This is a genomic window from Pseudomonas sp. ABFPK (genome assembly GCF_001586765.1).
GTDB lineage: Bacteria > Pseudomonadota > Gammaproteobacteria > Pseudomonadales > Pseudomonadaceae > Aquipseudomonas > Aquipseudomonas asiatica.
In genome coordinates this window covers 335,322-354,103 of sequence record NZ_LQXW01000012.1, presented here as the reverse complement: position 1 = coordinate 354,103, position 18,782 = coordinate 335,322, and the positions used below count along the sequence as shown (strand labels likewise).

20 protein-coding genes are annotated in these 18,782 nt (G+C 63.3%); 11 read left to right on the top strand and 9 right to left on the bottom strand.

From position 1 onward, the window contains the following. Nucleotides 1-36: 36 nt before the first annotated feature. A complete protein-coding gene (locus WM94_RS10730; protein ID WP_003251184.1) occupies nucleotides 37-708 on the top strand; it encodes a Bax inhibitor-1/YccA family protein in 672 nt (223 codons plus the stop codon). Here the strand turns inward: WM94_RS10730 and WM94_RS30080 are convergent. Next, nucleotides 689-913, bottom strand: coding sequence for a hypothetical protein (locus tag WM94_RS30080; protein WP_167506576.1), 225 nt, complete (start codon nucleotides 911-913; stop codon nucleotides 689-691). The genes WM94_RS10730 and WM94_RS30080 overlap by 20 nt on opposite strands. Nucleotides 914-996: 83 nt before the next feature. Between WM94_RS30080 and WM94_RS10725 the strand changes: the two genes are divergently transcribed. The 7 genes from WM94_RS10725 (at nucleotide 997) to WM94_RS10695 (ending at nucleotide 5,995) form a co-directional block, all read left to right on the top strand. Beyond that, nucleotides 997-2,376: a nucleobase:cation symporter-2 family protein gene (locus WM94_RS10725; RefSeq protein ID WP_013973275.1), complete on the top strand. Its 1,380-nt coding sequence runs from the start codon at nucleotides 997-999 to the stop codon at nucleotides 2,374-2,376. A gap of 184 nt (nucleotides 2,377-2,560) precedes the next feature. Then, nucleotides 2,561-2,953, top strand: a complete 393-nt coding sequence (gene tusD, locus WM94_RS10720) for a sulfurtransferase complex subunit TusD (RefSeq protein ID WP_061551162.1) — start codon at nucleotides 2,561-2,563, stop codon at nucleotides 2,951-2,953. Between the two features lies 1 nt (nucleotide 2,954). Continuing rightward, nucleotides 2,955-3,314 (top strand): sulfurtransferase complex subunit TusC, encoded by a 360-nt coding sequence (gene tusC / locus WM94_RS10715; RefSeq protein ID WP_061551161.1) that lies wholly within the window; start codon nucleotides 2,955-2,957, stop codon nucleotides 3,312-3,314. Next, a complete protein-coding gene (gene tusB / locus WM94_RS10710) occupies nucleotides 3,314-3,610 on the top strand; it encodes a sulfurtransferase complex subunit TusB (RefSeq protein ID WP_061551160.1) in 297 nt (98 codons plus the stop codon). The genes tusC and tusB overlap by 1 nt, the downstream gene beginning before the upstream one ends. Continuing rightward, nucleotides 3,607-3,942 (top strand): TusE/DsrC/DsvC family sulfur relay protein, encoded by a 336-nt coding sequence (locus WM94_RS10705; RefSeq protein WP_061551159.1) that lies wholly within the window; start codon nucleotides 3,607-3,609, stop codon nucleotides 3,940-3,942. Before tusB ends, WM94_RS10705 begins: the two co-directional genes overlap by 4 nt. Continuing rightward, nucleotides 3,939-4,943, top strand: a complete 1,005-nt coding sequence (locus WM94_RS10700) for a glycosyl transferase family protein (RefSeq protein ID WP_061551158.1) — start codon at nucleotides 3,939-3,941, stop codon at nucleotides 4,941-4,943. Before WM94_RS10705 ends, WM94_RS10700 begins: the two co-directional genes overlap by 4 nt. 92 nt (nucleotides 4,944-5,035) lie before the next feature. Continuing rightward, on the top strand, nucleotides 5,036-5,995 hold the full coding sequence (locus WM94_RS10695; protein WP_061551157.1) for a glutathione S-transferase family protein: 960 nt from the start codon (nucleotides 5,036-5,038) through the stop codon (nucleotides 5,993-5,995). 117 nt (nucleotides 5,996-6,112) lie between these two features. On the opposite strand, the gene cysG is transcribed toward WM94_RS10695, so the two are convergent. From cysG to WM94_RS10665, 6 genes are all read right to left on the bottom strand, one after another. Continuing rightward, complete coding sequence (gene cysG, locus WM94_RS10690; RefSeq protein WP_013973282.1) at nucleotides 6,113-7,504, bottom strand: siroheme synthase CysG; 1,392 nt, start codon at nucleotides 7,502-7,504, stop codon at nucleotides 6,113-6,115. Next, the gene (gene serS, locus WM94_RS10685) at nucleotides 7,505-8,785 is read right to left on the bottom strand and encodes a serine--tRNA ligase (RefSeq protein WP_003258877.1); all 1,281 of its coding nucleotides are present in this window, start codon (nucleotides 8,783-8,785) and stop codon (nucleotides 7,505-7,507) included. A gap of 30 nt (nucleotides 8,786-8,815) precedes the next feature. Beyond that, entirely contained in the window at nucleotides 8,816-9,190 is a 375-nt protein-coding gene (gene crcB / locus WM94_RS10680; RefSeq protein WP_015270966.1) for a fluoride efflux transporter CrcB, read from the bottom strand. After that, the gene (locus WM94_RS10675; protein ID WP_013973284.1) at nucleotides 9,187-10,512 is read right to left on the bottom strand and encodes a replication-associated recombination protein A; all 1,326 of its coding nucleotides are present in this window, start codon (nucleotides 10,510-10,512) and stop codon (nucleotides 9,187-9,189) included. The genes crcB and WM94_RS10675 overlap by 4 nt, the downstream gene beginning before the upstream one ends. A gap of 12 nt (nucleotides 10,513-10,524) precedes the next feature. Then, nucleotides 10,525-11,160, bottom strand: coding sequence for an outer membrane lipoprotein chaperone LolA (lolA, locus tag WM94_RS10670; protein WP_003258873.1), 636 nt, complete (start codon nucleotides 11,158-11,160; stop codon nucleotides 10,525-10,527). A 62-nt stretch (nucleotides 11,161-11,222) separates the two neighbouring features. Beyond that, a complete protein-coding gene (locus WM94_RS10665; protein WP_371264020.1) occupies nucleotides 11,223-13,772 on the bottom strand; it encodes a DNA translocase FtsK 4TM domain-containing protein in 2,550 nt (849 codons plus the stop codon). A gap of 384 nt (nucleotides 13,773-14,156) precedes the next feature. Between WM94_RS10665 and aat the strand changes: the two genes are divergently transcribed. The 3 genes from aat (at nucleotide 14,157) to infA (ending at nucleotide 15,921) form a co-directional block, all read left to right on the top strand. Beyond that, nucleotides 14,157-14,837 (top strand): leucyl/phenylalanyl-tRNA--protein transferase, encoded by a 681-nt coding sequence (aat, locus tag WM94_RS10660; protein ID WP_061551155.1) that lies wholly within the window; start codon nucleotides 14,157-14,159, stop codon nucleotides 14,835-14,837. Between the two features lie 55 nt (nucleotides 14,838-14,892). Next, on the top strand, nucleotides 14,893-15,600 hold the full coding sequence (locus WM94_RS10655; RefSeq protein WP_061551154.1) for an arginyltransferase: 708 nt from the start codon (nucleotides 14,893-14,895) through the stop codon (nucleotides 15,598-15,600). A 102-nt stretch (nucleotides 15,601-15,702) separates the two neighbouring features. Then, the gene (gene infA, locus WM94_RS10650; RefSeq protein ID WP_002553999.1) at nucleotides 15,703-15,921 is read left to right on the top strand and encodes a translation initiation factor IF-1; all 219 of its coding nucleotides are present in this window, start codon (nucleotides 15,703-15,705) and stop codon (nucleotides 15,919-15,921) included. A gap of 142 nt (nucleotides 15,922-16,063) precedes the next feature. On the opposite strand, the gene clpA is transcribed toward infA, so the two are convergent. Both clpA and clpS read right to left on the bottom strand, forming a co-directional pair. Next, nucleotides 16,064-18,334, bottom strand: a complete 2,271-nt coding sequence (clpA, locus tag WM94_RS10645; RefSeq protein WP_013973289.1) for an ATP-dependent Clp protease ATP-binding subunit ClpA — start codon at nucleotides 18,332-18,334, stop codon at nucleotides 16,064-16,066. A 30-nt stretch (nucleotides 18,335-18,364) separates the two neighbouring features. Further along, on the bottom strand, nucleotides 18,365-18,727 hold the full coding sequence (clpS, locus tag WM94_RS10640; protein ID WP_013973290.1) for an ATP-dependent Clp protease adapter ClpS: 363 nt from the start codon (nucleotides 18,725-18,727) through the stop codon (nucleotides 18,365-18,367). Nucleotides 18,728-18,782: the final 55 nt, after the last annotated feature.

The following is an 18,782-nucleotide window of genomic DNA, read 5'->3' as shown; positions in this document are numbered from 1 at the left end:
CGTTTGAAAACCACAGGTTTACCAAGGAGTGTCGCCATGCGCGAACAGGATTACGCCGTACACCACGGCCAGCAGGTCGAGCAGCAGGAGATCAGCAAGGTCCTGCGCAACACATACAGCCTGCTGGCGCTCACCCTCGCCTTCAGCGGTGTCATGGCCTTCGTGGCCCAGCAGATGCGCGTCGGCTACCCGAACGTGTTCGTGGTGCTGATCGGCTTCTACGGGTTGTTCTTCCTTACCAACAAGCTTCGTGATTCGGCCTGGGGGCTGGTGTCCACCTTCGCCCTCACCGGTTTCATGGGCTTTATCCTCGGCCCCATCCTCAACCGTTACCTGGGCATGGCCGGTGGCGCCGAGGTGGTCAGCTCGGCATTTGCCATGACTGCCTTGGTGTTCGGCGGCCTGTCGGCTTATGTGCTGATTACCCGCAAGGACATGAGCTTCCTCAGCGGCTTCATCACTGCGGGCTTCTTTGTCCTGCTCGGTGCTGTCGTGGCCAGCTTCTTCTTCCAGATCAGCGGCCTGCAACTGGCGATCAGCGCTGGCTTCGTGCTGTTCTCGTCGGTCTGCATCCTGTTCCAGACCAGCGCGATCATTCACGGTGGCGAGCGTAACTACATCATGGCGACCATCAGCCTGTATGTGTCGATCTACAACCTGTTTGTCAGCCTGCTGCAGCTGTTTGGCATCATGGGTCGTGATGACTGATTGATTGCTGCAAGAGAAAGCCCGCTTCGGCGGGCTTTTTTTGTGGGAGCGGGTTCACCCGCGAACACCGGCGCAGCCGGTGCCAGGCACCGCGTTGGTTTCTTCGCGGGTGAACCCGCTCCCACAGGGTCCGCGCAGGATTCAGGCCAAAAGCACCAATAATTGACCATAAAGTCAGATAACCGGGCGAATGGTCGTCGATCATGCCGCCATCGTGCTTTTCTCTACCCCAATTCGCCATCACCCCGTAAAATGCGCTCCTTTTTTCTTCCGGGGCAGCTTTTCGCAATGAGCTCACACGAACACAGCCCAGGCGCGGCGGCGCCTGCCAATGAACTGGTGCTTGGTCTTGAGGACAAGCCACGGCTGTTGATCGGCCTGCTGGCAGCACTGCAGCACCTGCTGGCGATCATCGTCCCGATCGTCACCCCTGGCCTGCTGATTTGCCAGGCGCTGGGGGTTTCCGCACGTGATACCAACCTGATCGTCTCCATGTCGCTGGTCATCTCGGGTATCGCCACCTTCGTCCAGTGCAAGCGCTTCGGGCCGTTCGGTGCCGGGCTGCTGATCGTCCAGGGCACCAGCTTCAACTTCGTCGGCCCGCTGATTGCCGGCGGGGCGCTGATGGTCAAGCAAGGTACGCCGGTGGAAGGCGTGATGGCGGCCATCTTTGGCGTGGTAATCGCCGGCTCGTTCGTCGAGATGGGCGTGTCGCGCATCCTGCCCTTCGTCAAACGCCTGATTACCCCGCTGGTCACCGGCATCGTGGTGCTGATGATCGGCCTGACCCTGATCAAGGTCGGCCTGATCAGCATGGGTGGTGGCTTCGGCGCCATGGCCAATGGCACCTTCGCCAATGGCGAGAACCTGCTGCTGTCGGGCGTGGTGCTGGCGATCATCGTCATCCTCAACCGCATTCCGGTAGTGTGGATGCGCAGCTGCGCCATCGTTATCGCCCTGGCGGTCGGCTATGCGCTGGCCGGTTACCTGGGCCGCCTGGATTTCACCGGCATGCACGAAGCCGCGCTGTTCCAGGTGCCGACGCCACTGCACTTCGGCCTGGGCTTCTCCTGGGCACTGTTCATCCCGATGCTGGTGATCTACCTGGTAACTTCGCTGGAAGCCATCGGTGACGTCACCGCCACCAGCAAGGTGTCGCGCCAGCCGGTCGAAGGGCCGGTGTGGATGCAGCGGATCAAGGGCGGTGTGCTGGTGAACGGGGCCAACTCGCTGCTGGCCGGTTTGTTCAACACCTTCCCGAGCTCGATCTTTGCCCAGAACAATGGCGTGATTCAGCTGACGGGGATCGCCAGCCGCCATATCGGTATGTGGATTGCCGTGATGCTGGTGCTGCTGGGGCTGTTCCCGAGCGTTGCCGGGGTGATCCAGGCGGTGCCGGAGCCGGTGCTGGGTGGTGCGGCCATGGTCATGTTCGGGGCGGTTGCGGCTTCGGGGATCAATATCCTGGCCAGCACTCGCCTGGACCGTCGCGCCCTGCTGATCATCGCTGTATCCCTGGCCCTGGGCCTGGGTGTGGCGCAGGTGCCGGAGTTCCTGGCGCACATGCCGGCGGCGATTCGCAATGTGCTGGAGTCGGGCGTGGCTACCGGGGGTATCTGTGCCCTGGTGTTGAACTGGTTCTTGCCGGAGAGCAAGGAACAGGCTTGAGCCTGGAGTCCTTCTGTCAGGGCCATGGGGCTGCTTTGCAGCCCGTCGCGACACAAGGCCGCTCCTACACGAAGCCGCGTAGACCTGAAGATTGGTGCAAGACCAAAAGCCCGCCCCGCCATGCACAAGCGGGCGCGGGCTTTTTTGTTTTATCATGGCACCATTCCTTTTGCATGAGTTATCCATGAAATTCGCTATCGCGGTGTTCTCCCCGGCCCATGCGCCCTCCTCGCGGCGCGCCCTGCGCTACGCCGAGGCGGTACTGGCCGGCGGGCATGAGATTGCCCGGCTGTTCTTCTACCAGGACGGGGTACACAGTGCCTCGGCCAACGTGGTCGCCCCCCAGGACGAGCTGGATGTTGCCAGCCAATGGCGCGAGTTCATTGCAGCCCACCAGCTGGACGCAGTGGTGTGCATCGCCGCCGCCCTGCGCCGTGGCGTGCTCGACGAGGCCGAGGCCAACCGCTACCAGCGCCCGGCCGTGAACCTGCCCAAGCCTTGGGAGCTGTCGGGGCTTGGCCAGCTGCATGAGGCGGCGCAAGTTGCCGATCGCCTTGTCTGCTTCGGAGGCGACTGAAATGGCCAAATCCTTGTTGATCATCAGCCGCCAGGCGCCCTGGAACGGCCCATCGGCCCGTGAAGCACTGGACATCGCCCTGGCTGGCGGCGCGTTCGATCTGCCGCTGGGCATGCTGTTCCTCGATGACGGCGTGTTCCAGCTCGCCGCAGACCAGCAGCCCACCGCCGTGCAACAGAAGAACCTGGCCGCCAACTTGCAGGCGCTGCCAATGTTCGGCGTCGAGGACCTGTTCGCCTGTAGCCACAGCCTCACTCGCCGCGGCCTGGCAGCCGACACTCTGACGCTGCCGGTGCAAGTGCTGGACGACGCGGCCCTGACCGCACTGATCGCCCGTTTCGACCAGGTGGTAACGCTCTGATGACGACCCTGCATGTAATTGCCCACTCCCCGTTTGGCGACGAGCGCCTGGCCACCTGCCTGCGCCTGCTCGGCACCGACGACGCCCTGCTGCTGTGCGGCGATGCTGTATATGCCCTGCGCAGCGGCAGCGAACCGCACCGCCAGCTGCAAGCCGCCGGCCTGGCCCAGCGCCTGTTCGCCCTGGATGAAGACGTGCAGGCCCGCGCGGTCGGCAACGAGCTGGCCAAGGCCGTGGACTACGCCGGGTTCGTCGAACTGTCGCTGCATTACGACAAGGTCAACAGCTGGCTATGAATACCCTCAACGTTGGCGATCAGGCGATCGCCCTGGACAAGGACGGCTTCCTGGTCGACCTGCAAGACTGGTCGCATGCCGCCGCCGAGGCTTTGGCCGCGCGCGAGGGCATCCCTTTGACGGCGGACCACTGGGAAATCCTCGAACTGCTGCGCCAGTTCTATCAGGAATTCCAGCTGTCCCCGGCCACGCGCCCGCTGATCAAGTACACGGCCCTCAAACTGGGCCCGGAAAAGGGCAACAGCCCGCACCTCAACCGCCTGTTCAACGGCACTCCCGCCAAACTGGCCGCCAAGCTGGCGGGCCTGCCCAAGCCGACCAACTGCATATGACAGAACCTCGCCCGCTTACCCTGGAAACCCCTGCCGAACACCCGTTCGCCGAGTTCGTGCGCATTCTTGGCAAAGGCAAGCGCGGCGCGCGTGGCCTGACCCGTGAAGAAGCCCGCACGGCCATGACCCTGCTGCTGGAAGGCAAGGTCGAAGATGCCCAGCTCGGTGCCTTTCTCATGCTGCTGCGGCACAAGGAAGAAAGCGCCGAAGAACTGGCCGGCTTCACCGAGGCCCTGCGCGCCCACTTGCAGTCGCCGCGCATCGCCGTGGACCTGGACTGGCCCACCTACGCCGGCAAGAAGCGCCACCTGCCCTGGTACCTGCTGGCTGCCAAATGCCTGGCCAACAATGGCGTGCGCATCCTCATGCACGGTGGCGGTGCGCATACCGCCGGGCGCATGTACACCGAGCAGTTGCTGTCCTTGCTGGAAATTCCGTTGTGCCGTGACTGGGCTGCGGTCAGCCGGGCCCTGGACCAGCAACGCCTGGCCTTCTTCCCGCTGCAGGACTGGGCGCCGCAGTTGCAGCGCATGATCGACCTGCGCAACACCCTGGGCCTGCGTTCGCCCATCCATTCGCTGGCCCGGGTGCTCAACCCACTGGCTGCGCGTTGTGGCCTGCAGAGCATCTTCCACCCCGGCTACCAGGCAGTACACCGCGAGGCCAGCCGCCTGCTGGGCGACCATGCCGTGGTAATCAAGGGTGATGGCGGCGAGATCGAGGTCAACCCCGATGTCATCAGCCATCTGTACGGCACCACCGCCGGCAAAGCCTGGGACGAGGAATGGCCTGCGCTGAGCGAACGCCGCCACGTGAAGCCGCCAAGCCTGCAGCCCGAGCAATTGCTGGCGGTCTGGCGCGGCGAGGCCGAGGACAGCTACGGTGAAATGGCCGTGGTCGCGACCATCGCCCTTGCCCTGCGCGGCCTGGGCCAAGACCGTGAGCAGGCTTTCGCCACGGCACGCGGTTACTGGGGCGCACGCAACCAATCTAATAACTAGATAGTAAGAGTGCAGTCTTTGCGCTAGTTATTCGAACGTTTTTCCCTAGACTGGGCTCCAACGACAAACAACTTTGTTCCGAGGAGCTCACCATGGGCCTTTTGATCGACGGCCGCTGGCATGACCAGTGGTATGAAAACGGCAAGGACGGCACGTTCAAACGCGAAAACGCCCAACGCCGCAATCAGCTGCCCGCTCCCGAAGCTGGCCGTTACCACCTGTACGTCTCGCTGGCCTGCCCATGGGCGCACCGCACCCTGATCTTCCGTGCCCTCAAGGGCCTGGAGCCACTGATCGACGTGTCGGTGGTCAGCTGGCTGATGCAGGACCATGGCTGGACTTTCGACCAGCAGCAAGGTTCCAGCGGCGACCACCTCGACGCGCTGCAGTACCTCCACCAGCGCTACACCCAGGATGACCCGCACTACACTGGCCGCGTGACTGTACCGGTGCTGTGGGACAAGAAAGAGAAACGCATCGTCAACAACGAGTCGTCGGAGATCATCCGCATCTTCAACAGCGCGTTCAACGAACTGACCGGCAATACACTGGACCTGTATCCAGAGCCGCTGCGCCCGACCATCGAGGCACTGAACGAGCGCATCTACCCGGCGGTGAACAACGGCGTTTATCGCGCAGGCTTTGCCACTACGCAGGAAGCCTACGAGGCTGCGTTTGACGAAGTGTTCAACGAACTGGACTACCTGGAAGACTTGCTGAGCCGCAACCGCTACCTGGCCGGGGAATACCTGACCGAGGCCGATGTGCGACTGTTCACCACCCTGGTGCGCTTCGATGCGGTGTACCACGGGCACTTCAAGTGCAACCTGCGCCGCCTGAGCGACTATCACAACCTGTCGAACTGGCTGCGTGAGCTGTACCAGTGGCCGGGGGTGGCGGGCACAGTGGACATGGAGCATATCCAGAAGCACTACTACATGAGCCACAAGACCATCAACCCGAACGGGATCGTGCCCAAGGGGCCGATGCAGGACTTCAACCTGCCGCATGATCGGGAGCAGTTGGCAGGCAAGGGGATTTGGCAGGTTTGAGGCTGTCGGGGCTGCTTTGCAGCCCGTTCGCAGCACAAGGCTGCTACTACAGGAAACGCGATTCCCTGTAGGAGCAGCCTTGTGCTGCGAACGGGCCGCAAAGCGGCCCCAACGATTTCAGCTGTTCTGCGAGCCTTCGAACCAGGCCAGCTTGTCACGCAACTGCACCACCTCCCCGACAATCACCAGGGTCGGCGCATGCACTTCATGCTGCGCCACCAGGTCCGGCAAGTCCGCCAGGGTGCCGGTGAACACCCGCTGATTACGCGTAGTCCCCTGCTGCACCAGCGCCGCAGGGGTACTGGCCGCGCGGCCATGGCGAATCAGCTCGGCACAGATGGTCGGCAACCCCACCAAGCCCATGTAGAACACCAGGGTCTGCGCCGGCGCTACCAGGTCATGCCACGGCAGATTGCTGGTGCCATCTTTCAGGTGCCCGGTCACGAAACGCACCGATTGGGCATAGTCGCGGTGAGTCAGCGGAATCCCGCCATAAGCGGAACAACCGCTGGCTGCGGTAATGCCCGGCACCACCTGGAACGGGATGCCGTGCTCGGCCAGCTCTTCGATCTCTTCGCCGCCCCGGCCGAAGATGAACGGGTCGCCGCCCTTCAGGCGCAGCACACGCTTGCCCTGCCGGGCCAGGTCGACCAGCAGGCGGTTGATCTGGTCCTGAGGCACGGCATGGTCGGCGCGACGCTTGCCCACGTAGATACGCTCGGCATCACGTCGGCACATCTCGATAATCGCCGGCGCCACCAGGCGGTCGTACAGCACCACGTCGGCCTGCTGCATCAGGCGCAAGGCGCGGAAGGTCAGCAAGTCCGGATCGCCTGGGCCAGCCCCCACCAGGTACACCTCACCGCCCTGCTGCACCGGTGCACCGTCGACCATCGCCTGCAACAGGCGCTCGGCCTCGGCGCCCTGCCCGGCCAGCTGACGCTCGGCAATCGGCCCCTGGAACACGGTTTCCCAGAAGCCTCGGCGCTGGTTGACGTCCGGGTACAAGGCCTTGACCTTGTCGCGGAAGCGTGCGGCCAGGCCGGCCAGTTCGCCGTAGGCGGACGGGATCCAGGCCTCCAGCTTGGCGCGAATCAAACGCGCCAGCACCGGAGCATCACCGCCACTGGACACCGCAACCACCAACGGCGAACGGTCGACGATCGCCGGGAAGATCACCGTGCACAGGGCCGGCGCATCCACCACGTTGACCGGCAGGCTGAGGGCCTGCGCATCCGCCGACACCTGGGCATTGAGCCCAGGGTCGTCGGTGGCCGCAATCACCAGCCGGCAACCGACCAGGTCGGCTGCCTGATAGCCGCGCACCAGCACCTCGCCGCCACCTTCCCGGGCCAGCGCGGCCAACTGGCCGTCGACATCCGGTGCAACCACGCGCAGCGCGGCGCCGGCGTCGGCCAGCAGGCGCGCTTTGCGCAAAGCGATCTCACCGCCGCCAACGACCAGCACGCGGCCGCCCTGCAGCTTGTGGAACAGCGGCAGGTAATCCATTTAGCGGATGACCTCGACGCCGCCCATGTAAGGCTTCAGCACTTCCGGCACACGGATGGAACCATCGGCCTGCTGGTAGTTTTCCAGTACGGCAACCAAGGTACGGCCTACGGCCAGGCCGGAGCCGTTGAGGGTATGCACCAGCTCTGGCTTGCCGGTTTCCGGGTTGCGCCAGCGGGCCTGCATGCGGCGCGCCTGGAAATCGCCGCAGTTGGAGCACGAGCTGATTTCACGGTACTTGTCCTGGCTTGGTACCCACACTTCCAGGTCGTAGGTCTTCACCGCGCCAAAGCCCATGTCGCCGGTGCACAGGGCCAGCACGCGGTACGGCAGCTCCAGCAGCTGCAGCACGCGCTCGGCGTTGGCAGTCAGGCCTTCCAGGGCTTCCATCGACTTGGACGGCTCGACCACCTGCACCATCTCGACCTTGTCGAACTGGTGCTGGCGGATCATGCCGCGGGTGTCACGGCCGGAAGCACCGGCTTCGCTGCGGAAGCACGGGGTGTGGGCAACCAGCTTCAGCGGCAGCTGCTTGGCATCGAGGATTTCACCGGCCACCAGGTTGGTCAGCGACACTTCGGCGGTCGGGATAAGGTAGAAGTCGGCCTCGCCTTCGCGGCTGATCTTGAACAGGTCTTCCTCGAACTTCGGCAGCTGGCCGGTACCCTGCAGGGCCGGGGCCTGGACCAGGTACGGGGTGTAGTGCTCCTCGTAACCGTGCTCGCCGGTGTGCAGGTTGATCATGAACTGCGCCAGGGCGCGGTGCAGGCGGGCAACTGGACCACGCAGCACGGCAAAACGCGCGCCAGACAGCTTGGCGGCAGCTTCGAAGTCCAGGCCACCGCTGACTTCGCCGAGGGCGACATGGTCCTTGATTTCGAAGTCGAAAGCCTTCGGCGTACCCCAACGGCGCACTTCGACGTTGTCGTCTTCGCTGGCACCAACCGGTACGCTGGCGTCCGGCAGGTTGGGGATGGTCAGCAGGATGCCATCCAGTTCGGCCTGGATGCCGTCCAGTTCGGTCTTGCCGGCAGCCAGTTCGTTGGCCATGCGCTCGACGTCAGCCATCAGCGGCGCAATATCTTCGCCCTTGGCCTTGGCCTGGCCGATGGACTTGGAACGGGCGTTACGCTCGGCCTGCAGCTGCTCGGTGCGGGTCTGCACCGCCTTGCGGCGCTCTTCCAGTGATTCGATGCGCGCGACATCCAGGCTGAAGCCACGGGAGGCCAGGCGATCCGCCACTTCCTGAAGTTGGCCGCGTAACAGTTTGGAATCGAGCATATCGTTCTCTCGTTATGTGTAGGTGTTGGTTCAGAATCGGGTCAGGGACAGGCCGGCCCAGGTCGCGAGCAGCCCGCCCACCACGCTGATACCGGTATAGCCCAAAGCCAGGGGCACTTGCCCGCTTTCCAGCAGGCGTACGGTATCCAGCGAAAAGGAGGAAAAAGTCGTCAGGCCGCCGAGGAAGCCGACGATCAGCCCGGCGCGCAGCTCGACCGGCACGATCGGCTTGTGCAAGAACAGACCATAAAGCAGGCCGATCAGCAGGCAGCCAACCAGGTTGACCGCCAGCGTACCGAGATAGAAGTGCCGTGGCCAGTGGGCAGACACCCAGTTGGTGGTGGCAAAGCGCAACAAGGTACCGGCAATACCGCCAGCGCTGACGGCGGCAATCAGTGCAATCACGGCTTTCTCCGCTGGCGGGGGCTGTTGCGGTCAAGGTCGGCAAGGTGGCGCAGCTTCTCGCCAATCTTCAGTTCCAGGCCACGGGGCACCGGCTGGTAGTACTGGCGCGGCTCGAGCTCCTCGGGGAAGTAGTCTTCGCCGGCGGCATAGGCGTCGGGTTCATCGTGGGCATAGCGGTACTCGTCGCCGTAGCCCAGTTGCTTCATCAGCTTGGTCGGGGCGTTGCGCAGGTGCAACGGCACTTCCAGCGAGCCATGCTCCGCGGCCTCGCGCAGGGCGGTCTTGAAGCCCATGTACACCGCGTTGCTCTTCGGCGCGCAGGCAAGGTAGGTGATGGCCTGGGCCACCGCCAGTTCGCCCTCGGGGCTGCCCAGGCGCTCTTGCACATCCCAGGCCGCCAGGCACAGGCTGAGCGCGCGCGGGTCGGCGTTGCCGATGTCTTCGCTGGCCATGCGCACCACGCGGCGGGCAATGTACAGCGGATCGCAGCCGCCATCGAGCATGCGCGCGAACCAGTACAGGGCGCCATCGGGGTTGGAGCCACGCACTGACTTGTGCAGCGCAGAAATCTGGTCGTAGAACGCCTCGCCCCCCTTGTCGAAGCGGCGGCGGCTGTCGCCGAGCAGGCTCTGCAACATCTCGACATCGATCTCGCTGCCGTCTTCAGCCAGGTCCGAGGCGTTTTCCAGGAAGTTGAGCATGCGCCGGCCATCGCCGTCGGCGGCGGCCATCAGCATCTTGAAGGCGTCGTCGCCAACCCGCAGGTTGCGCTTGCCCAGGCCGCGCTCTTCAGTCAACGCGCGGTTGACCAGCTTGCGCAGCGCCGCCTCGTCCAGGCTCTTGAGCACATACACCCGCGCCCGCGACAGCAGTGCGTTGTTCAGCTCGAACGACGGGTTTTCGGTGGTGGCGCCAATGAACAGCAGGGTGCCGTCTTCCACATAGGGCAGGAAGGCATCCTGCTGTGACTTGTTGAAGCGGTGCACTTCGTCGACGAACAGGATGGTTCGGCGGCCGTACTGGCCAGCCTGCTGCTTGGCCACCTCGACCGCCTGGCGAATCTCCTTCACCCCGGCCAATACCGCCGATACCGTTTCGAAGTGCGCGTCGCAGAACTGCGCCAGCAGCCGCGCGAGGGTGGTCTTGCCCACCCCCGGCGGCCCCCAGAAGATCATCGAGTGCAGCGCACCCTGCTCCAGCGCTTCGCGCAGCGGTTTGCCGCGCGCCAGCAGGTGCTCCTGGCCGACGTACTCGTCCAGGTTGGACGGGCGCAGACGAGCGGCCAGGGGCTGGGCGACGGGTTCGCTTCGAAACAGGTCCATGGCGAGCTCTGGTTACTCCTTGATGACGTCCGCGCCTTTGGGGATGTCGAACTTGAACTTGCTGTCCGGCACCGCCTGGTTGGCTTTCACGCCATTGAACAGGATGTTGGTGCGCTGGCCGACACTGTCGATCAGTTGCATGTCGTTGATCAGGCCCTTGCGGAACGACACGCGCAGCGAGTCGAACAGGGTGTCCTTGGTCTTCGGCTTGAGGGTGAAGTCCATCACTTCGCCCTGCTCCTTCGAGCTGATGTCGAAGCTCTGGCTGATCTTCGACACGTCACCGGACAGCAGCAGCGCCGGGGTCTGGTTCAGGCGCTGGTCCAGCTTCTTGATAGTCGCCTGTTCCAGGTCCGGGTCCCACAGGGTGACGTTTTTGCCGTCGGATACCACCACCTGCTCCTGCGGCGCATCGGTGTGCCAGTAGAACAGGCCCGGGCGCTTGACGGTCATCTTGCCGGATGTTTCCTGCAGGCTGGTGCCGCCAGCGTCCAGGGTCAGCTGGGAAAAGTTGGCCTCGATGGTCTGCGACTTTTCCAGCAATTGGGTCAGGCGTTGTACGTCTTGCTCACCGGCAAAAGCCGATACGGTGGCCGACACAGAAGCCGCGGCCAGGGCAGAAACCAACAGCATGCGAATCGCGCGCATGGGAGTCCTCATCGAGCATTGAAAAGGCCGGGCGCCACCGTTGGCGCCCGGCAAGGTGTTCGTCAGTCGCGCGGGCCGCCCGGGGCTATCACTTCCCGCGAGCCGTTGCTGTTCATGGGGGTGACCACGCCGGCCATTTCCATGGCTTCGATCATGCGGGCGGCGCGGTTGTAGCCGATCTTCAGTTTGCGCTGCACAGCCGAGATGGACGCGCGGCGGCTTTCCAGCACGAACTGCACGGCCTCATCATACAGGGCGTCGCTTTCCGAATCTTCGCCATCGCCACCACCACCGCCGCCTTCGAAGCCGCTGCCGGCCTCCTCGACGCCGTTGAGGATGTCGTCGTTATAGTCCGGGGCGCCGCGCAGCTTCCACGCTTCGACCACGCGGTGCACCTCGTCGTCGGAGACGAACGCGCCGTGCACACGAATCGGCAGGCTGGTGCCCGGCGGCATGTACAGCATGTCACCGTGGCCCAGCAGCTGCTCGGCACCACCCTGGTCAATGATGGTCCGCGAGTCGATCTTGCTCGATACCTGGAACGCCATGCGGGTCGGGATGTTGGCCTTGATCAGGCCGGTAATCACGTCCACCGACGGGCGCTGGGTGGCGAGGATCAGGTGGATACCGGCGGCCCGCGCCTTCTGGGCGATACGGGCGATCAGCTCTTCGACCTTCTTGCCGACGATCATCATCATGTCGGCGAATTCGTCGACCACCACCACGATGGTCGGCAGGGTTTTCAGCGCAGGCGGCTCGTCGTCCATGCTCTCGCGGCGGTACAGCGGGTCATGGATGATCTCGCCGGCTTCCTGGGCGTCCTTGATCTTGCGGTTGAAGCCGGCCAGGTTACGCACGCCCATGGCCGCCATCAGCTTGTAGCGCCGCTCCATCTCGGCCACGCTCCAGCGCAAGGCGTTGGCGGCGTCCTTCATGTCGGTGACCACCGGGCACAGCAGGTGCGGGATGCCCTCGTAGATCGACAGTTCGAGCATTTTCGGGTCGATCATGATCAGCCGCGCGTCTTCCGGGCTGGACTTGAACAGGATCGACAGGATCATCGCGTTCACACCCACCGACTTACCGGAACCGGTAGTACCGGCCACCAGCAGGTGCGGCATCTTGGCCAGGTCGGTGATCACCGGCTTGCCGCCGATGTCGTGGCCCAGGGCCAGGGTGACCGGCGATTTCTGCTCGTCGTACTGCGGCGTGGCCAGCACTTCGGAGAAACGCACCATCTGCCGGTTCTCGTTGGGGATCTCGATACCCACGGTGGTCTTGCCGGGGATGACCTCGACCACACGCACACTGGTCACTGCCAGCGAACGCGCCAGGTCCTTGGCCAGGTTGGCGATACGGCTGACCTTCACACCGGCGGCCGGCTGGATTTCGTAACGGGTAATCACCGGGCCCGGGTGGATCGAGTCCACCGCCACTTCCACGCCGAATTCCTTGAGTTTGATTTCCAGCAGCTGGCCGACACCGGCCAGGGATTCCGGCGAGTACTCGATCTTCTTCTGTTCGGCCGGGTCGAGGATGGAGATCGACGGCAAGGTGCCTTCCACCGCGCTGTCGACGAACAGCGGCGCCTGCTTCTCCTTCATCACCCGCTTGCTCGGCTCCGGCGCCCTGGCGGGTGTCGGCGGCACGATCATCGGGGCCGCGGCAGGTGGTTCGCGAGAGATTACCGGCTCACGAGGTGCCGGCGACTCGCGTGGCACCACAGGCTCGCGCGACAGGGTTGGCTCACGTGGTTCGACCGGCTGGGCAGGTGCTTCTTCACGTTTGAAAATGCGCTCGCGCAGCGCCGGCTTGGCCGGTTCGCGCTTGTCGGCGGCCATTGGCGCGGCCTTGATCACCGGTTCATCCTCGCGCAGCTGCGCCTCCAGGCGCTTGCGCTCGTTGCGCGCTTCCCACCAACGGTTGGCGGCGCCCTGCACCAGCTCGAACAGGTCGAGAGTGATCTTGCCGGTCAGGTCCATCACCTTGAACCACGACAGGTCGGTGAACACGGTCAGGCCGAACAGGAACAGGGCAATGAACATCAGCGTGCTGCCCTGCACGTTCAGCAGGTTGCGCGCCAGGTCGCCGAGGCTCTCGCCCAATGCACCACCGGCGGAGAACGGCATGCTCGCAGGCGGGTGGAAATGGATATGGGCCAGCGCCGCACCAGACAGCACCAGGAACACCAGGCCGATCAGCCGCCAGGAGAACAGCCAGCCGCTCCACTCCCAGGGCTGGTGGCGTTCGCGGAAGATCTGCCAGGTCTTTATCGCCAGCAGCAGCGGGAAGATGTAGGCGAAGTACCCCAGCACCATGAACAGGATGTCGGCGAAGTAGGCACCGGCACGCCCGGCGGCGTTCTGCACCTGATCGACGTTGCTGGTGTGGCTGAAGCCCGGGTCCGACGTATCGTAGGTCAGCAGCGCCATCCACAGGTACAGGCACAGGGCGCCGACAGCGATCAACGCACCTTCCTTGAGGCGATAATGCAGCTGCTGCCGCCACAGAGGGACGGGCAAGGGAGCTGGAGTTGCGGTGGATTTCTTCAAAACGCGTCTATTCCTGCGCGTGCTGCGCGTCCAATAGTGATCGGCCGACGGTGCGGCCAATGAACCACTACTTTTAACATTACTGCCCGCCAGCCGCCATGGCGGCACGCCAGATGGGGTTTGGCCGGGGGCGACTTTCATATAGCTGCAATTTGAGCATGCATTTTCTTTTGTGACAAAGGCTTATGCTGTGTTTTTGCACAGGTGTGACAGCAAATGTAGCGGATGGTGCCTGCGGTTTCATGAATGTGTAGGAAATTGCCTATTTTCATCACCTGTGCCGGCCTCTTCGCGGGCTTGCCCGCTCCCACAGGCACCCCGCAGGCTTCAGAGCCTGCATATGGCCTATGGGAGCGGGCGCGCCCGCGAAGAAGCCAAAGAGATTGACCCTGCTTTTCACCCGCGCCATGCTGCCCTCTCCCCTCCCCCACCGCACGATAGACCATGCTCACCTGGCTGACTCGCGACTCGCTGACCTTCCCGCCCCTGGAAAAGGCCCTGCACGACCCCAACGGCCTGCTCGCTGCCGGCGGCGACCTGAGCCCCGAGCGCCTGGTGCAGGCCTATCGCCATGGCTGCTTCCCATGGTATCAGGACGGCCAGCCGATCCTCTGGTGGTCACCCGACCCGCGCACGGTGCTGCTCCCGGACCAGCTGCACGTGTCGCGCTCGCTGGCCAAGCTGATGCGCCAGGGCCGTTACCAGGTCAGCTTCGACACAGACTTCCCCGCGGTGATCGCCGCCTGCGCCGCGCCACGTGACTACGCCGACGGCACCTGGATCACCGACACCATGCGTGCCGCCTACTGCGAGCTGCACCGACGCGGCATCGCCCATTCGGTGGAGGTGCGCCAGGACGGCAAGCTGGTCGGTGGTCTGTATGGCTTGGCCATGGGCCAGCTGTTCTTCGGTGAATCGATGTTCAGCCGCGCCGACAACGCTTCCAAGGTCGGCTTCGTGACTTTGGTCAACCACCTGCGCCAGGCCGGTTTCGTCCTCATCGACTGCCAGATGCCAACCAACCATTTGCACAGCCTGGGAGCCCACGCCATTAGCCGCGCCGAGTTTGCCGACTACCTGGCACGCCACCTCGACCAGCCCAACAGCGCCACATGGCTTCCCTAGGCGAGTTCCCGTAGCTGGCTTACACTTAAACAAAGTCTCACCGAGGGGGTTGATCATGACAGAGTTGGCGCGGTTGAAGTTCTATGCCACTCAACCCCACTCCTGCAGCTACCTGCCCGACGAACAGGCAACTACGCTGTTCCTCGACCCCAGCCAGCCGATGGACGTGCACGTGTACGCCGATTTGTCGGAAATGGGCTTCCGCCGCAGTGGCGACCATCTGTACCGCCCGCACTGCCAGAACTGCAATGCCTGTGTGCCGGCACGCATCCCGGCGGCGCGCTTCATCCCAAACCGCCAGCAACGGCGCATCCTCAAGCGCAACGCCGACCTGACCGTGACCGCCGCACGTCCAGCGTTCAAGGAAGAGTACTTCGAACTGTACCGGCGCTATATCGAAACGCGCCATGCCGACGGTGACATGTACCCGCCCAGCCGCGATCAGTTCTCCACCTTCCTGGTGCGCGACCTGCCGTTCTGCTGGTTCTATGAGTTCCGCCTGGATGGCCGCTTGATGGCGGTGGCGGTGTGCGACCTGCTGCCCAACGGCCTGTCGGCTGTGTACACCTTCTACGAGCCGGACGAAGAACGCCGGAGCCTGGGCCGCTTTGCCATTCTCTGGCAGATCACCGAAGCCCTGCGCCAGGACCTGGAAGCGGTTTACCTGGGTTACTGGATCAAGAACTGCAAGAAAATGAACTACAAGACACAGTATCGGCCTATCGAATTGCTGATAAACCAGCGCTGGGTCACCCTCAACTGAAAGGCATTGGCTTGACACACAGTTTTCGGGCATAATCCACGCCACTTTTTTGCCCGGTGCGGTTATGCGTCGGGCCAACACTGGATCCGAGGGCTCTACTGCATGTCGAAAGAAGACAGCTTCGAAATGGAAGGTACTGTCGTCGACACCCTGCCCAACACCATGTTCCGCGTGGAGTTGGAAAACGGGCACGTCGTAACCGCGCACATCTCCGGAAAGATGCGCAAGAACTACATCCGTATTCTCACTGGCGACAAGGTCCGCGTCGAACTGACGCCCTACGACCTGAGCAAGGGCCGCATCACCTACCGTGCGCGCTAAGCTCAAGCCATGAAAAAGCCCGGCCATGTGCCGGGCTTTTTTGTGCCTGTCAGATTGCAGGGGGCTGCTCCTACAAGGGGAGCGTGCATTCCCTGTAGGAGCAGCCTTGTGCTGCGAATGGGCCGCAACGCGGCCCCCGCTGTCACGCAACCTCAGCCGTGGTCTCGAAGTCGAACACCAGTTCGCCATCGCGCAGGTCGACGTGCACCACGCCACCATGCTCGGCCAGTTCGCCAAACAGGATCTCCTCGGCCAGCGGCCGCTTGATCTTGTCCTGGATCAGCCGCGCCATCGGCCGCGCACCCATCTGCACGTCGTAGCCCGAGGCCGCCAGCCAACCGCGCGCATCATCGCTGACCTCCAGCAGAACACGCTTGTCTTCCAGCTGCGCCTGCAGTTCGATAAGGAACTTGTCGACGATGCTCTTGATCGTCTCGTGGCTCAGGCGGCCGAACTGGATGATGGTGTCCAGGCGGTTGCGGAACTCCGGCGTGAAGCTCTTGCGGATGACTTCCATGGCATCGGACGCATGGTCCTGATGGGTAAAGCCGATCGAGGCCCGCGCGGCGGTTTCAGCGCCAGCGTTGGTGGTCATGATCAGGATCACGTTGCGGAAGTCGGCCTTGCGCCCGTTGTTGTCGGTCAGGGTGCCGTGGTCCATCACCTGCAGCAGCAGGTTGAAGACTTCCGGGTGGGCCTTCTCGATTTCGTCGAGCAGCAATACGCAGTGCGGTTGCTTGGTGATCGCCTCGGTCAGCAAACCACCCTGATCGAAGCCAACATAGCCAGGAGGCGCACCGATCAGGCGCGACACGGTGTGGCGCTCCATGTACTCGGACATGTCGAAGCGCACCAGCTCGACACCCAGCGCCTTGGCCAGCTGCCGTGCTGCTTCGGTCTTGCCGACGCCGGTCGGGCCGGCGAACAGGAACGAACCGACAGGCTTGTCCGGCGACTTGAGGCCGGCGCGGGACAGCTTGATAGCGGTGGCCAGCGAATCGATCGCCTGGTCCTGACCAAATACGGTCAACTTCAGGTCACGCTCGAGGTTGCGCAGCAGTTCCTTGTCGGAACTGGTGACGTGCTTCGGCGGAATGCGCGCAATCTTGGCGACGATGTCTTCGACCTGCGGCACGTCGATGCGCTTGACGCGGTTGGCCTCCGGCTGCAGGCGCTGGTAGGCACCGGCTTCGTCGATCACGTCGATGGCCTTGTCCGGCATGTGCCGGTCATTGATATAGCGCGAGGCCAGTTCAGCGGCGGCGCGCAAGGCTTCGTCGCTGTACTCGATGTTGTGGTGGCTTTCGAAGCGCCCTTTCAGGCCACGCAGGATGCCCACGGTGTCTTCGACCGACGGCTCGCTGACATCAACCTTCTGGAAGCGCCGTGCCAGGGCACGGTCCTTCTCGAAGATGCCGCGGAATTCCTGGAAGGTGGTCGAACCGATGCAACGGATCTCACCGGACGACAGCAGTGGCTTGAGCAGGTTGGACGCATCCATCACCCCGCCCGACGCCGCGCCGGCACCAATGATGGTGTGGATTTCATCGATGAACAGGATCGCCTGCGGGCGTTTGCGCAGCTCGCCGAGCAGCGCCTTGAAACGCTTCTCGAAATCGCCACGGTATTTGGTACCAGCCAGCAGTGCGCCGAGGTCGAGGGAATACACCACGCTTTGCGCCAGCAGGTCGGGCACCTGGCCATCGACGATGCGCTTGGCCAGGCCTTCGGCGATGGCGGTCTTGCCCACGCCTGCCTCACCCACCAGCAGCGGGTTGTTCTTGCGCCGACGGGCAAGGATTTGCGCCACGCGCTCCACTTCCTGCTCGCGGCCTACCAGCGGGTCGATACGGCCGGCACGGGCCAGTTCGTTCAGGTTGCTGGCGTAGGCATCCAGCGGGTTGCTCGAAGAGGCGGTATCGCCGCCCTCTTCGTCCTGCATTTCCTGGTCGCTTTCGGAATGCGAACCATGGCCCGGCACCTTGGAGATGCCATGGGCGATGTAGTTGACCACGTCGATGCGGGCCACGCTCTGCTGCTTGAGCAGGAACACGGCCTGGCTTTCCTGTTCGCTGAAGATCGCAACCAGCACGTTGGCGCCAGTGACTTCACGCTTGCCGGAGCTTTGCACGTGGAACACGGCACGCTGCAGCACACGCTGGAAGCCCAGGGTCGGCTGGGTTTCACGATCTTCGTCGTTGACCGGAATCAGGGGTGTGGTGGAATCGATGAACTCTTGCAGGTCGTGCTTGAGTTTGTCGAGATTGGCGCCACAGGCGCGCAGAACGGTCGCGGCAGCCTCATTGTCAAGGAGTGCCAGCAGCAGATGTTCGACGGTCATGAACTCATGACGCTTCGAACGAGCCTCCTTGAAGGCAAGATTGAGGGTGACTTCGAGCTCGCGGTTTAACATAGCTTCACCTCATACCCAAGTGGTCGGCGATTAACCGTCCTTCTCGATTTCACAGAGTAGCGGATGCTGGCTTTCCCTGGCGTATTGGTTGACCTGCATAGCCTTTGTTTCGGCGATGTCACGGGTAAACAATCCGCACACTGCCCGCCCTTCGGTATGGACGGTCAGCATGATCTTGGTCGCCAGCTCGCGGTTCAGATTGAAGAACGTCTCGAGCACTTCGACGACGAAATCCATCGGCGTGTAGTCATCGTTGAACAAAACCACCTTGTACATAGGTGGCGCCTGCAGGATCGGCTTGGCTTCCTGAACCGCAAGACCTGAGCCGTCGTCCTCATTCGATTGCGGGCGATCCTGATTGAATGTTAGTCGAATCTCACTAGGTGCATGCATGGAAAGAATTTCATCATGAGCGACAGGTTAAGGTTGTGGGTTGACTGCGAAGGGC